This is a genomic window from Corynebacterium imitans (assembly GCF_000739455.1).
Taxonomy (GTDB): domain Bacteria; phylum Actinomycetota; class Actinomycetes; order Mycobacteriales; family Mycobacteriaceae; genus Corynebacterium; species Corynebacterium imitans.
The window spans coordinates 589826-603627 of record NZ_CP009211.1 but is presented as its reverse complement, the minus strand read 5'-3'; the positions used below and the strand labels follow the sequence as shown (position 1 = coordinate 603627).

Here is a 13802-nt window from a genome sequence, read left to right as displayed (position 1 = left end):
AAGTACCATGCGCTGCAGAAGACTTTTTAAGGTCAATCCAAGCTGCTACAAACTTCGCACAGCTCCCTCACACGGCGATCACCTGTGATTTACGTGCGCCGAGCCGGGCAGAGACGTCGCAGCTTCCTCTTTAACTCGCCGTCATCTGAGAAAGGGAATTCAATGCGGCCGTTTTCCACTCCCCGCACGCTCAACCTGCGCCCAGCGCTCGCCGCATCAATGGCGGCAACGCTGGCCATCTCCGGAACCGCGGCAGTCAGCGTTGCCGCGCCAACCGCGGTCCACGCGCAGGCAGCAGAAGCTACCGGGGAGCTCAACGCGGAAACGCGCCTGGACAAGTTCACGGCCCTGCCCAGATACGACGACGGCGACTTCATCGGTACCACGGGATATAGCACAACTGTCCTCCCCTGGTTTTTGACCTACCAGCCCACCTACGCGAACTACTACACCGCCTCCCCCGGCGAAGAGTTCCGTATTGACGCTCCCGAGTACTGGGAGCTTTTCCCCCAAGCAATCCGCAGGACGCCGCTGGAGGAGATTACGTACAAGGAGCCAACACCGACCGATGATGCCCCCGCCAACCCTGACTGGATCACGGTACACCCCGATGGAGGCGTCGAAGGCACGGTCCCGGCAGACGCCGCGAAGGGTGTCTACACCCTGAGCGTGGAGGCGTCACTAGCAAACAAGAACCGCGGCAACTTCATCACCTTAATCACGCTGTACGTGGACGAAGCGGGGAACTTAAGCTACGAGGATCTCCCCGATTACGTCCGCTACCAGCCGAAGTTCCCACGCCACCCGCTGATTCTTAAGCCTGGCGAGACGAAGACCATCCGCGACGTCGCGTGGAGCGATCCGGTGCGCTACGGCGACAGCGATGCCACCGATCCCAACTTCGATCCGAACAACCCAGAACACGTGGACAGCCACTGGCCGGTGATGACCGACACAGACGGTAATCCGCTGGTGGAGGAGCACGAGATCGGAGATAAGAAGCGCAAGCTGCTCGTCAACGCCCGCGCCAAGTTCGAGACGCAGGCTATTGAATTCGCTCACCAGGCAGACAAGTTCTGCGACGCCAGCGCGGAGAAGAGCGCGTGCAAGGACGGCGACCCCAAGATCAAAGTCTTCTATGGGACGGCAGACACCAACGTGATCGATGATCCGAACGAGGCACAGCAGTACCGAATCTCTTCTGGCATCCAAGTCACTGCTGGGGAGAACCCGCTCGGCTACGTCGAGCTGCCAATCACTTTCAACTACTCAGAGGACGAAACTCGTGTCTCCTGGGACACGGTGAACCTGCCGCTCTACATCGGCCATGTGGACCACGCAGGGCGCTACCACCCCGTGCTCAACAAGGCCGTCATCGTCGGCATGAGCGAAACCGAGACGGCGGACACCGCGGACTTTATCGACGCGAGCGACCCCGATGGCTCCCTCATCGACGCACCAGCGGGCACAACGTTCTTCATCCCCGCCGATGACGACGGCGTGCCGTACCGCGACTGGGTCAGCATCGAAGACCACGGCGGCGAGCCCGTGATCAACGTGAAGCCCGGGGCGAAGGATGCGCTGCTCGGAGGCGCATCGCACCGCACGATCGACGTCCCCATCCAAGCGCAGTTTGCCGACGGCACCACCTCCCCGGCCGTCTTCCTGCCTGTCACCGTGTACCGAGAGAAGACCGTCTACCCGGGCCGCGGGTCGCAGCCCGCTGGCATCGCAGTCGGCGAGGTCCACGAGGGCAAGACCACAGTCACCGCGAAGGACAAAGCGGGCAAGGACGTCCCCGCCAAGTTCAACGCAAACGGTGAGCTCGAGCTCAACCCCGCCGCCGACGCGACAGGCCCCATCACTGTCACCGTGACCGACCCCAGCCTCGGCGAAGTGACCAAGACCGTCCCACTCGGCACCACAACCACGGTCAGCAACCCGCAGGCCACCGTCTACCCGAGCCGCGGCAAGCAGGCCACCGGCATCACCATCGGCGAATACCACGAGGGCCTCACCAAGGTCACCGCTAAGGACGCCAACGGCAAAAACGTCACCGCCACGCTCAACGACGACCACGAGATCCTCCTCAACCCCGCCGCCGACGCGACAGGCCCGATCACCGTCACCGTGACCGACCCCAGCCTCGGCGAAGTGACCAAGACCGTCCCCCTCGGCACCACAACCACCGTGACCGGCAAGGCCGCCAAGCTCAACCCGACCAAGCGCTCGCAGCCGACCGGCCTGCGCGTCACCGGCGGCAAGCAGCCCAAGCTCAGCGCGACGTGGGAGGACGGCAAGGGCAACAGCGGGACAATCCCCGAAAGCGACATCACCGTCGACGCTGACGGCAACATCTCGCTTATCCCGGGCACCGACGCAAGGGGCACCCTCACCCTGACCGTCAACGACTACTCGCTCAGCAACTCCCCGCTCACCCTCGAGATCCCCGTCAGCACGCTGGCGGAGATGTACACACCAGAGGCACGCGAAGACCACAGCGTGACCGTCGGCACCACGCTGGACGCGCGTCTGGCGCGCTCCCTGATCACCAACCTAGGCACGCTGCCGAGCGGCACCACCGCGGACTTCGCCGCCGATGAGCAGGGCGAGGCCCCGCAGGCAACCATCGCGGGCGAGAAGAACGTGACCATCGTGGTGACGTACCCAGACGGCTCGACCGACGAGGTAGGCACCGTGATCGTCGTCAAGCCGCGCCCGCTCAACCAGGTCAACGAGCCCACCACCCGCAACCTCAGCATCACTGTGGGCGACGAGCTCGACCCGAGCGACGCGATCACCAACCCGGAGGAGCTCCAGGCCGACAGGATCGAGTTCGTTAAAAACGACGAAACCCCGGATCCGAACACGGTCGGCACCTACCGCCCGAGCATCGAGGTCACCTACAACGACGGCACCAGCGATACCGTGGCAACCACGATCACCGTGCACGAGCGCCCCTCCGACGCCAGCCTGTACCGCCCGAAGTACGACTCGCCGATTACCGTCGACAAGGAGGCGCAGGTCGCGACCAACCAGCCCTTCAACGGCCCTGCGCCGGAGAAGCTCAAGGTGGCCGTGCTCAAAACCCCGGCGGATGCCGTCGGCTGGACCTTCGAGATCGATAGCGACGGGGTGATTACGGCGACTGCGCCGAGCGTCGATGAGCTGGCGCAGCACTACGCCCGCCTCACCCAGGGCACCGACGTCGACTGGGACACCATCGAAACGGTGCTGCACTCGGTGGCCAAGCCCGAGGTGTTCGTGGACTTTATCTACGAGGACGACTCGGTGGATTCCGAAAGCGTCGTCTTCGAGCTCAACGCGCAAGACGAGCGTCCCCTGCTCGACCCGGACGGCGACGCCGACGGCGACACGCACGGCAACCGCAAGGAAGTCGAGCACCGCTCCAACCCCTTCGACCCGGAAGTCGTCCCCGAAGCACCCGCGAAGTGGGACACCAGCCGCTCAAGCGAGGTCTACGCCGGCGAGTCCGTCACCGTGCCGAACGCCGGCGGCATCCCCGCCCCCGGCACCACCGTCACGGTCGAAGGCCCGGCGACCGCTTCGCTTGACCAGAGCGGCGACCTGCGCATCACCGCAGACGAGGACGCTGAGCCCGGCACCGCCATCACCGTGACCATCAAGAACGCCGAGGGCAAGTACCTCGGCGCGGCCCGGGTGACGGTGAAAGAGGACCTGCGCTCGCCGACGCAGAAGCACATCCCCTCCTTCGGTAAGGACACCGTGCGCATCAAGCCAAGCCGCAAGGCCGCCTCGCCGAACCCCTACGGTGACAAGCAGATGCCGGAGGGCACCGAGGTCAGCGGGGACTTCCCGGACAACGCGCCGGGCTGGACATTCAGCACCGACGACAACGCGGTCGTCCATGCCCAGGCACCCAGCATCGCCGACCTGGCCGCGCAGTACGCCACGCTCGGCAATGCGGAGAAGCGCGACTGGGACAAGCTGGTCGCCGCGCTGCGGCCGGTGCTCACGCCCGAGGCGAACGTGCGCTTCGCCTACCCCGATGGCTCGAGCTACATTGCCAGCGTCACTTTCGAGATGTTCGACCAGTCCGAGATCTCGCTGCTCTCGCCTGCCGGCGACGCCGACGGCGACGGGATCACCAACGGGCAGGAGGCCTTCAACGGCTCCAACCCGTTCGTCCACGACTCGGCCAAGCCGAGCTGGGACTTCACGCCTGACGACGGCCTGCTCACCCCAGGCGGCCGCATCAGCCTGCCCAACCGCGGCGGCTTCGTGCCCGAGGACCTGATCGTCGACGTCGAGGGGCCTGCCGACGGCAGCATCGACGACGGCGGCAACCTCATCATCGTCGTCGAGGAGCAGGCCATCCCAGGCGAGAACGTCACCGCGAACGTCAAGGACAGGGTGGGCGAGTTGGTGGATTCCGTCACCATCCCGATTTCCCCGAAGGCCGGTGCCGCCCCGCAGCTCGATTACAGCCGCTGCCTGGCCGCGGGCGTGGGCTTCGGTGTGCCGCTGCTCGCGCTGATCCCGCTCGGCATCGCCACCCAGACCGCAATCCCGGGCCTCAGCGATGTGGCCGACCAGATCGCCCGCCAGCTGGAGGACGCGAACACGCAGCTGCAGCAGCAGTTGGGCATTCTTAACCCGGCGCTGGCCAAGCAGGCTTCCGAGATCAACGCCCAGCTGCGCAAGGCACGGATGAACCTGGCTAGCGTGGCGGCTGGGCTCGCGCTCGTCGCGGCGGGCATCACCGCGGGCGTCATCATTTACGACGCCTGCACCCCCGCCGAACCCGGCAGCTCGGACCGCTAGACGCTGGCGTAGAACAGTTCCGCCTGCCCGCCCTCCCGGGCGCGGAACTCGGGCCGTGGGTCGCTCGCGGGGATCCACACGGCCTCACCGGGGCGCAAGACGCACTGGCCGCTACCGATGGCCTCGCCGTCCGTGCACAGCACGATCGCGGGCCCGTCGGTGTTCACCTTCAGCGTCGCTTCGCCCGCGAGCCGGTGGCGGCCGAGCCGGAAGTCCTCGATCGGCAGGATGAATTCTTCGCCGGTCTCGCTTGTCGACGTCTCCGGACGCGGCGACGTCAGCGCGTGAAACTTCAGCACCCGCACCAGCTCCGGCACATCAACGTGCTTGGAGGTCAGGCCGCCGCGCAGCACGTTGTCGGAGTTCGCCATGATCTCCACGCCCAGCCCGTGCTGGTAGGCGTGCAGCTGCCCGGCGTCCAGGTAGAGCGCCTCGCCGGGCTGAAGGTTGAAGTAGTTGAGCAGCAGCGCGGCCAGGGCACCGATGTCGCCCGGGTAGGCTTCGACCAGCTCGAGGTACATGGTGAGCACCTCGCGCATCCACTCCTCGAGCTCGCCCTGCACGACCTCCCGGGCCCGCTGCTCGACTTCTTCCACGAGCGCGACCGCCGCCTTGCGCGGCAGCGAAATCAGCGTGGTGAACAGCGCGCGCAAGCTCGCCTCTTCGTCCTCCGGGTCCACCATCGTGGTGTAGCGGTTGAGCCCCGGGGCGTCGAGCACCGCGAGCAGCTCCGCAGTGCGCGAAAAGGGGCGGAAGCCCGCCAGCGCCTGGAAGGGAGTCAGCGCCACGATCAGTTCCGGCTTGTGGTTCGGGTCCTTGTAGTTGCGGCGCGGGTCGTGCAGGTCCAGCCCGCTGTCTTCCTCCCGCTGGAAACCGGCAAGCGCCTGCTCTTTCGACGGGTGCGCCTGCAGCGACAGCGGTGCCCCGGCTGCCAGCAGCTTGACCAAAAATGGCAGCTGCTCGCCGAACTTCTCGACGACACGCTCCCCCAGCGCCCCGCGCGGATCGGCAGCGATGAGCTCGTCGAGGCCGCGTCCGTCGATAGTCGACGGGGCGGCCGGGTGCGCGCCGAACCACAGCTCCGCCTCCGGGGTGGAGGCGGGCGAGGCGGTGCCGCGCAGGTCTGCAAGCAGCGTGCGCGAGCCCCAGGTGTAGGTACGCAGGGCGCCCTTGAGGTGCTCCATCGGTGGTCGTGCCTCGTTTCTGTCGTTGTTCTCTTCTTGGCGCACAGCGCCTAAAGGCCTAAAGCGCCGGGTCGTCGAGCGCGGTCACGGCGTACGCGCGCGCCAGCAGTCGCAGCGCCGCGGCGGCCTCGCCCAATTCCTGCGAGGCGACGGTTTCGGCGCGCGTATTGGGCCCGGCCGACGCGTCGGCGTCCGGCTGCGCCCAGCAAACGACCTTCAAGGGTACCAGTTCCACCGGCCCATCAAGGAATGGATCGTGGAAGATGTCGTCGGCAGCCGCGTGCGTGCCGCGTGCCAGCTCGAGTGCCTGCGACAGCTCCTCGGCGCTGACCACGCCGCTCGCCAGCCCGCGGCACGACCACAGCGTTGCCACGAGTTCCGCGAGCGCCGCCCCGTGGCGCGTCACCCCTGTGTGGACCACTCGCGCGTCCCGGATGAAGGCGCGCAGCTGGCGGGCTGCGTTGACGTCCTCGTCGCGCTCCGGCGAGACGGCGGTCAGCTCGGCGTCGAGCTCGTCGGCGAGCACTCGGTAGCGCTGCGCAACCGCTTCAACGTCCACTTCGCGCGCGGTGAGGACGTCGAGCACCGCGGCAACCACCGCGATGGTGCGCGCGGGCGAGGGCCCCATCGCTGTCGGCAGGGCGGGCACGACCACAGTCGAGCGCGGCGCCTCGTCCACGATCGGGCCGCGCGCGGGCCCTGCCAGCACCGTTTCCGCGCCGCGCTGGGCGGCGGTCGTCAGCGCGCGCAGGTCGTCCTCGCGGTCGGCCGCGTCCCCAACCACCACGACCACGTCAAGCGCGCCCACATATCCCGGCAGCGTGTCGGTGACCACCACCGGCAGCGGCAGCGGCTCGCGGACCTGCGTCACCGCCCGGGCGGCAGCGCGCGCGATCTGGTCGGTCGCCAGCACGACCAGGCTACGGGGGTTGAGCCCGTGGAGTTGGGCGAGGGGCGCGAGGGCGTCGATAATCGCCCTGACCTGCGCGCCCTCGTGGGCGATGTCGAAGAAACGGACGGTCTCGCGGTCGTAGTTGCCGGCACCCTCGTAGTAGTCGCTCATACCCCGCAATCTTACGCAGCGCGGATGATTCCCAGGATCTCCTCGACTAACTCCTCAACTTCTCCTACCGTTTCCGCCTCAACGTTCAGGCGCAGCAGCGGCTCCGTGTTGGAGGCGCGCACGTTGAACCACGCCTTGGTGCCGCTCAGCCACACGGTCACCCCGTCGAGCCGGTCGAGCTTTTCAGTGCGGTCCGCAAACGCGTCGATGACGCGCTGGGTCGCCGCGTCCTGGTCCGCCACCTCGGAGTTGATCTCGCCGGAAGCGGCGTAGCGGTTGTACTCGGCCATCAGCTCGCTCAGCGGCGCGTCCTGCTCCGCGAGCGCCGCAAGCACGTGCAGCGCCGCGACCAGCCCAGAGTCGGCGTTGAAGAAGTCGGCGAAGTAGTAGTGCGCGGAGTGCTCGCCGCCAAAAACCGCGCCGGTGCGCGCCATCTCGGCTTTGATGTAGGAGTGCCCGACGCGCGTGCGCACCGGCGTCCCACCGTGTTCGACGATGATCTCCGGCACCGCCTGCGAGGTGATCAGGTTGTGAATAATCGTCGCACCCGGGTGCGTCGCAAGTGTGCGGCGCGCGATCAGTGCGCTTATCGACGACGCACTCACCGGCTCCCCACGCTCATCCACCACAAAGCAACGATCCGCGTCCCCGTCGAAAGCCAGGCCAATGTCCGCACCCTGCTCCACGGTGAACTTCTGCAGGTCGACAAGGTTCTTCGGGTCGAGCGGGTTCGCCTCGTGGTTGGGGAAGGTGCCGTCGAGCTCGAAGTAGAGCGGGCGGATATCCATGTCGCCGAGCACCGCGGGCACGGTCAGCCCGGCCATGCCGTTGGCGGCGTCGACTGCGACAACGAGGGGGCGGCGCGTGGGGACGTCAACGAGCTTGCGCAGGAAGGCGGCATAGTCGTCGAGCACATCGGCCTCGGTGATGGTGCCGGGGGCGGCGTCGGTGGCCGGAACGCCGTCGAGAAGCATGCGGGCGATCTCGGCCAAGCCCGTGTCGGTCGAGACCGGGGTCGCGCCCGCGCGGCACAGCTTGATGCCGTTGTACTTGGCCGGGTTGTGGGAAGCGGTGAACATCGCGCCCGCGCAGCCGCGCGTGCCGGCAGCGAAGTAGAGCTCGTCGGTGCTGGTTAAGCCCAGCGCGAGCACGTCGAGGCCTTGCTCGCTCGCCCCTAAAGCGAAGGCCTGCGCAAGCTCCGGCGACGACGGGCGCATGTCGTAGCCCACCGCGATCGTGGTCTCCCCCTCGCCGCGCAGGATATGCGCGAAGGCTGCGCCGACGGTGCGGACAAAATCGGCGTCGATCGTCTCGCCGACCACGCCGCGGACGTCGTACGCCTTGATGACGTTCTTCAGAGAAGCTTCCGTATGTGCAATTGCCATGCGCGATAGTCTACGCGCCAGCTACTCCTGTTCGGTATCCGGAACCACGCGCAAGTGGGCGCGGCGCTGCGCCTTTTGCGCCGCGACGTGCGCCTCGATCCGCTTCGTGCGGTGCACCGGGTGATTCGAGGTGGCCGGGTCGTTGAAGTCGTGGGACGCGGAGTACTCGATCGGGTCGGCGGACGTGTCGACCAGGCCGGTGGTCACGCGGCCTGCCTCGCGCACCGCCTCGGCGAGCGCGGTGAGCTCGGACTCGTCCAAGTCGTCGAAGTTCCCCTCCTCGGGCTCTTCGTGCTCAGCGTCTTCCTCGATGTCGACCTGCTCGACGCGCACCATGTCCCACCCCACCGGCGCAGTGATGTGCGCGGAGTGCTTCTCGCACAGGTCCCAGGCGTGCGGGTCCTTCTCCACGGCGAGAGGGCCGATCACGGCTGTAGATTCCGCGTAGGCATAGATCAAGGTGGCCACGGCGGGGCGACCGCAGCCAGGACGACAGCAACGACGGAATGTATTCACGCCGCCCAAGTCTAAACCCCTCCTTGAGGTTTGTGAAGTGCAACGCGGCGCGCCCCACCGAAACCGCGCCGCGCGACCCCTAGGATGTGGGCCTATGAGAGGTTCTTCCCCGCTGCACCTGCGCACCGCCCGCGACCGCCACGGCCGCGGCCCGCAGGGCCCGCTACTGCCGGTGGGTGTGCCGCGCTACCGCACGCGCTCGAGCGCCTTCGACCAGCTCGTGCTGGAGACCTACGCGCCGCTGCACAACGCGTACGCGGAGCAGCTGGCCGGGGTGGACCTCGCCGTCGACACCATTCCGCGGATGCGGCTGCGCGCCGACATGAGCGTGCTTCCCGACGAGGTGGTCGCCGACGGGCCTGTCCCCCTCGGCCGCGTCCTGCCCGCCGGGGTGGATCGCCACGGGGCCCCGACCCGACCCCGCCTGGTCATCTTCCGCCGCCCCATCGAGCGACGGGCCAAGACAGCACAAGAGCAGTCAGAACTTTTGAACTGGGTCCTGACTGCTCTTGTGGCGAACTATCTCAACTTGGATCCGCGCGATATCGACGACGCGTTTCCCTTTTAGCCGATCTGCTTCTTCAAGCGGCGGCGCTCTCGGTCAGAGAGCCCGCCCCAGATACCGAAGCGTTCGTCGTGCTCCAGCGCGTATTCCAGGCACTCGTCGCGCACGGCGCAGGCCTTGCAGATGCGCTTGGCCTCCCTGGTAGATCCGCCCTTGTCTGGGAAGAATGCGTCCGGATCAGTCTGCGCACACAGCGCTTGGTCCTGCCATTCCTTCTCGACAGCGCCAAACAACTCCTCGAGGGTCATGCCGTCCGCGGTCGCGCCACGGACGTTGGCGTTATTTGCCTTATTTTCCACGCCTCCCCCTCCTTCCGTTGTTGTCGTACCTGTAGCGTGCTCATCAACTCACGTCGATGTGATTACACAAGCGATTACACACCGAAGCACTAAATAGCCGCAACATAATCCGGCAACTCGTGCGCGACTTCTTCGCATTGCCCACGTCATTCGCCACTCCAGTCACATTCGTCACATAGCCGACGCGCCGGGGGTGATTCGCGGGGGTACTACATGTGGTAGGCACCCCGCCCGCGGGTAACTAATTGCGCAAAACCGCGTGTCGCTCCCCCGCCGTTAAGCGTCGGGCGAGAAGCGAATGCCGGAATCCGGGATGTTCACCCCGGGCCACAGACGCATGCCCGCTTGCAGCTCGCAGCGCGCGCCGACCTGCACGCCCTCACCGATCACACAGTCCACGATCCGCGAGTTCGCACCAATCCGCGCCCCGGAGGCGACAATCGAATTCCTCACCACCGCGCCCGGCTCGATCGTGACACCGTCGAAGACCACGGAGGCGTCGATGCGCGAGCCCGCACCAATCTCGGTGCCGCGCCCCACGGCAGTACCGCCAATCAGGATCACGCCGCCGGCCACCCCGGCCGAGTCGTCTACAAAGGACTCGCCCGTGCGCCCCTCCAGCAGCGGTGAGTACGCGATCCCGCGCACCAGGTCCGAGGAGCCCTCCACAAAATCGTCCGGGCGGCCCATGTCGCGCCAGTAGGAGGAGTCGACGTGGCCGACCACTTTCGCGCCGTCGGCAAGCAGGCCCGGGAAGACCTCGCGCTCCACCGACACCACGCGGCCCGCCGGGATCTGATCGATCACCTCGCGCTTGAACACGTAGCAGCCTGCGTTGATCTGGTCGGTCGGCGGGTCCTCCGTCTTCTCCAGGAAGGCCTCGACGTTGCCGTCCGCGTCCGTCGGCACCGAGCCAAACGCGCGCGGGTCCGGCACGCGCACCAGGTGCAGCGTCACGTCCGCATCGTGCTCCGCGTGCGTCGTCAGAATCGCGCTCAAGTCCGCGCCGGAAAGCACGTCACCGTTGAACACCATCGCGTTGTCATGGCGCAGCTTGTCCGCCACGTTGCGGATCGCGCCGCCGGTGCCCAGCGCCTCTTCTTCCACGACGTACTCGATCTCCAGGCCGAAGTCCGCGCCGTTACCGAAGTACTCCTCGAACACCTCCGCCTTATACGAGGTGCCAAGCACCACGTGCCGCATGCCCGCCGCCTTGATCCGCGCCAGTAGGTGGCTCAAGAACGGGTAGCCGGCCGTCGGCAGCATCGGCTTCGGCGTGTTGACCGTCAGCGGGCGCAGGCGCGTCCCACGACCACCAACCAGGATGACCGCGTCCGTATTCTCCGGGTGCGCTTCAACGTGTTCCATGGTTTTCGTCCTTCACTTCCGTTTTCTGTGCCGCGCGCGAGCGCAACTGCAACGCGCTTCGCAGTTTCAACCCCAGCCAGAGGCACCACCGCAGCGGTGCCTGCCACCACTGCGGATGCCGATCTCGCTGGAACCTGTACGCCGAAACATGGTGCGCCGGCACAGTCACCCGCCGGTGCTTGTGCGCCACATGCCCCTGGTCGTGCAGGATTACCGACGACGGGCAGTACAAGTTACTCCACCCGGCGCGCGTGAGCCGATCGCCGAAGTCAATGTCCTCCAAGTACATGAAGTACCGCTCGTCGAAGCCACCGATCTCATCGAAGGCCTCCCAGCGAACCAGCAGGCACGCGCCGGACAGCCAGCCTGCCTCGCGCTGCGCATCCATATCCGCCCCGGCCATGTAGGTGGCGCTGAAGGGGTTGGACGGCCAGGCGTCGAAAAGCAGGGCATGCCCGATGCCCACCGCGAGCCCTGGCACCTGGCGGGCGCTGGGGTAGGCCGAACCATCGGCCTCCTCAATCCGCGGGCCGACCGCACCCGCGCGCGGCGTCGCGTGCAGGCAGCGCAGCAGCTCATCGACGCTGCCCGGCTGGAACTCAACGTCCGGGTTGACCACCAAAAACGCCTCCGGGTCGATCTCCCCGCTCGCCCGCCGCGGAGCCAGCGCGCGCGCCGCCGCGTTGATCGCCGCACCGTAGCCAATGTTGCCGCCGGTGGGGAGAAACTCCACGTGCGTAAAACGCTCGGCGGCGGCCTGCGGCGCGCCGTCGGTCGAGCCGTTATCCGCGCACACCAGCACCACGTCGCGGCCCGTCGCCTGCTCCAGCGAGCCCACAAGCTGCGCCAAGTGCTCGCCCGGCGAAAACGTCACCGTGACCACAGCCAAAGCTGGTTGGCGTCTTCCTTCGTCGTTTCTCACAATGCGCTCAGCATACCGACTGCCGCGACGAAACCCGGGTACGGCGCACGAAGCCGCGCGGGCAATACGTACACCATGCCGTATAATGCTGCCCGTGAATGACAACCCCAGGCGCGCCCGAGACATCCAGCCGGCCCCCTCCCGTGCGAGGGACCTGAAGCAATCGGGCCACCCCGTGGTCAAGGGGGTGCTTGCGGCTGCCTCCGCCGCTGCGCTGGTGCTTTCCGGCGTGGGCTACTTCACCGTCGGCCAGCTCGACAACCAGCTGTCTGCCTCCGAGCTGAATATCGGCGGCAAGAAGCGCAAGAAGGAAGAGGTACTCGACGGGGCGGTCGACATCCTGCTCGTCGGCTCCGACTCGCGCACGGACGCCCAGGGCAACCCGCTGTCCGAAGACGAGCTCGCGCGCCTGAACGCGGGTGAGGCCGACGGCGAGATCAACACGGACACCATCATGATCGTGCGCGTGCCCGAGGACGGCTCGCGCGCGACCGCCATCTCGATCCCGCGCGACACTTACATCCACACGGATGACTACGGCAACATGAAGATCAACGGCGTCTACGCGGCGCACGCGGGCGAAAAGCGGGAGAAGCTGCTTGCCGACGGCGCCGCCGAGGACGCCCAGCTCGAGCAGCAAGTCGCGCGCGCGGGCCAGGAGGGGCTGATCGACGCGGTGGCGGACCTCACCGGCGTGGAGGTCGACCACTTCGCGCAGGTTGGGCTTTTGGGCTTCGTGCTGCTTACCGACGCCGTCGGCGGCGTCGACGTCTGCCTCAACGCCGCCGTCAACGAGCCGCTCTCGGGCGCAAACTTCCCCGCCGGCGAGCAAACCCTCGACGGCACCCAGGCGCTGTCGTTCGTGCGCCAGCGCCACGACCTGCCGCGCGGCGACCTGGACCGAATCGTGCGCCAACAGGCGTACATGGCGTCCCTGGTGCAGAAGATCCTCTCGGCCGGCACGCTGACCAACCCGGCGACCCTGCGCGAGCTGTCGAACGCAGCCGAGCGCTCCGTCACGCTGGACCGCGGCTGGGACGTCGTGCGCTTTGCGCAGCAGATGTCGGGCCTGGGCGGTGGCAACGTCACCTTCACCACCATCCCGGTGACCTCGGTCAACGGTACGGGTGATTATGGCGAGTCCATCGTCACCGTCGACCCCGGCCAAGTCCAGCGCTTCATGGAGAAGGTCGTCGAGCCGGAGGAAGAAACCCCGACCAGCGAGACCGAAGAGCACAGCCAGGAAGGCACCGCGGTCGGCTTTGAGAACTTGAGCCTGTACATCCTCAACGCGGGCGCGGGCACCGGCCAGGCCGGCGCGGTCGGCGACTATCTCACCGACGAGGGCATGCGCGTCGCCGACGTCTCCAACGCGATGGACGGCGTGTACTGGGAAAGCCAGATCGTCGCCGCGAACCCGGAGGACCCGGCCGCCAAGGAACTCGCCGACCGCCTCGGCGGGATCCCGGTGACGTCGAACGCGAATGTGGACGCAGGCAGCCTCATCGTGGTGATCGCCGCGGACTACGCCGGCCCCGCCCTGCTCAGCCCCGAGGAGCGCGAGGAGGCGAGCTCGGATACGCCGGTGGGCACACCGGGCGAAGACTTCGGCGCGGCGGAGACCGGCCCGGAGATCGATGCCGGCGGCGACGGCCCCCGCTGCGTGAACTAGCCTGCGCGTATGATCGGCGGGC

General features: G+C 67.1%; 10 protein-coding genes. 3 read left to right on the top strand and 7 right to left on the bottom strand.

What is annotated here, in order from left to right:
* Positions 1-162: 162 nt before the first annotated feature.
* A complete protein-coding gene (locus CIMIT_RS02745; RefSeq protein ID WP_038588826.1) occupies positions 163-4806 on the top strand; it encodes a Rib/alpha-like domain-containing protein in 4644 nt (1547 codons plus the stop codon).
* On the opposite strand, the gene manA is transcribed toward CIMIT_RS02745, so the two are convergent.
* From manA to CIMIT_RS02725, 4 genes are read right to left on the bottom strand one after another with little or no spacing between them, the layout of a single operon-like run.
* On the bottom strand, positions 4803-5990 hold the full coding sequence (gene manA / locus CIMIT_RS02740; protein ID WP_038588822.1) for a mannose-6-phosphate isomerase, class I: 1188 nt from the start codon (positions 5988-5990) through the stop codon (positions 4803-4805). The two genes, CIMIT_RS02745 and manA, sit on opposite strands and share 4 nt — an antisense overlap.
* A gap of 58 nt (positions 5991-6048) precedes the next feature.
* Complete coding sequence (locus CIMIT_RS02735; protein ID WP_038588820.1) at positions 6049-7053, bottom strand: hypothetical protein; 1005 nt, start codon at positions 7051-7053, stop codon at positions 6049-6051.
* A gap of 11 nt (positions 7054-7064) precedes the next feature.
* Positions 7065-8438: a phosphomannomutase/phosphoglucomutase gene (locus CIMIT_RS02730; RefSeq protein ID WP_051904743.1), complete on the bottom strand. Its 1374-nt coding sequence runs from the start codon at positions 8436-8438 to the stop codon at positions 7065-7067.
* Positions 8439-8459: 21 nt separating this feature from the next.
* The gene (locus tag CIMIT_RS02725; RefSeq protein ID WP_084674395.1) at positions 8460-8954 is read right to left on the bottom strand and encodes a DUF3499 domain-containing protein; all 495 of its coding nucleotides are present in this window, start codon (positions 8952-8954) and stop codon (positions 8460-8462) included.
* Positions 8955-9048: 94 nt separating this feature from the next.
* On the opposite strand from CIMIT_RS02725, the gene CIMIT_RS02720 reads away from it, so the two are divergent.
* Positions 9049-9522, top strand: a complete 474-nt coding sequence (locus tag CIMIT_RS02720; RefSeq protein ID WP_038588814.1) for a metallopeptidase family protein — start codon at positions 9049-9051, stop codon at positions 9520-9522.
* Here the strand turns inward: CIMIT_RS02720 and CIMIT_RS02715 are convergent.
* From CIMIT_RS02715 to CIMIT_RS02705, 3 genes are all read right to left on the bottom strand, one after another.
* Positions 9519-9818, bottom strand: a complete 300-nt coding sequence (locus CIMIT_RS02715; protein WP_038588811.1) for a WhiB family transcriptional regulator — start codon at positions 9816-9818, stop codon at positions 9519-9521. The two genes, CIMIT_RS02720 and CIMIT_RS02715, sit on opposite strands and share 4 nt — an antisense overlap.
* A gap of 276 nt (positions 9819-10094) precedes the next feature.
* Positions 10095-11186 (bottom strand): mannose-1-phosphate guanylyltransferase, encoded by a 1092-nt coding sequence (manB, locus tag CIMIT_RS02710; RefSeq protein ID WP_038588809.1) that lies wholly within the window; start codon positions 11184-11186, stop codon positions 10095-10097.
* A complete protein-coding gene (locus CIMIT_RS02705) occupies positions 11173-12111 on the bottom strand; it encodes a glycosyltransferase family 2 protein (protein WP_407919543.1) in 939 nt (312 codons plus the stop codon). The genes manB and CIMIT_RS02705 overlap by 14 nt, the downstream gene beginning before the upstream one ends.
* An 82-nt stretch (positions 12112-12193) precedes the next feature.
* Here CIMIT_RS02705 and CIMIT_RS02700 point away from each other — a divergent pair, with 82 nt between their 5' ends.
* Entirely contained in the window at positions 12194-13780 is a 1587-nt protein-coding gene (locus CIMIT_RS02700) for an LCP family protein (protein WP_084674246.1), read from the top strand.
* The last annotated feature ends 22 nt before the right edge of the window (positions 13781-13802 follow it).

Excerpts from the sequence above, each read along its gene's own strand:
- CIMIT_RS02745 (WP_038588826.1), top strand. The coding sequence starts at position 163 with ATGCGGCCGTTTTCCACTCCCCGCACGCTCAACCTGCGCCCAGCGCTC.
- manA (WP_038588822.1), bottom strand. The coding sequence starts at position 5,990 with ATGGAGCACCTCAAGGGCGCCCTGCGTACCTACACCTGGGGCTCGCGC.
- CIMIT_RS02735 (WP_038588820.1), bottom strand. The coding sequence starts at position 7,053 with ATGAGCGACTACTACGAGGGTGCCGGCAACTACGACCGCGAGACCGTC.
- CIMIT_RS02730 (WP_051904743.1), bottom strand. The coding sequence starts at position 8,438 with ATGGCAATTGCACATACGGAAGCTTCTCTGAAGAACGTCATCAAGGCG.
- CIMIT_RS02720 (WP_038588814.1), top strand. The coding sequence starts at position 9,049 with ATGAGAGGTTCTTCCCCGCTGCACCTGCGCACCGCCCGCGACCGCCAC.
- manB (WP_038588809.1), bottom strand. The coding sequence starts at position 11,186 with ATGGAACACGTTGAAGCGCACCCGGAGAATACGGACGCGGTCATCCTG.
- CIMIT_RS02700 (WP_084674246.1), top strand. The coding sequence starts at position 12,194 with ATGCTGCCCGTGAATGACAACCCCAGGCGCGCCCGAGACATCCAGCCG.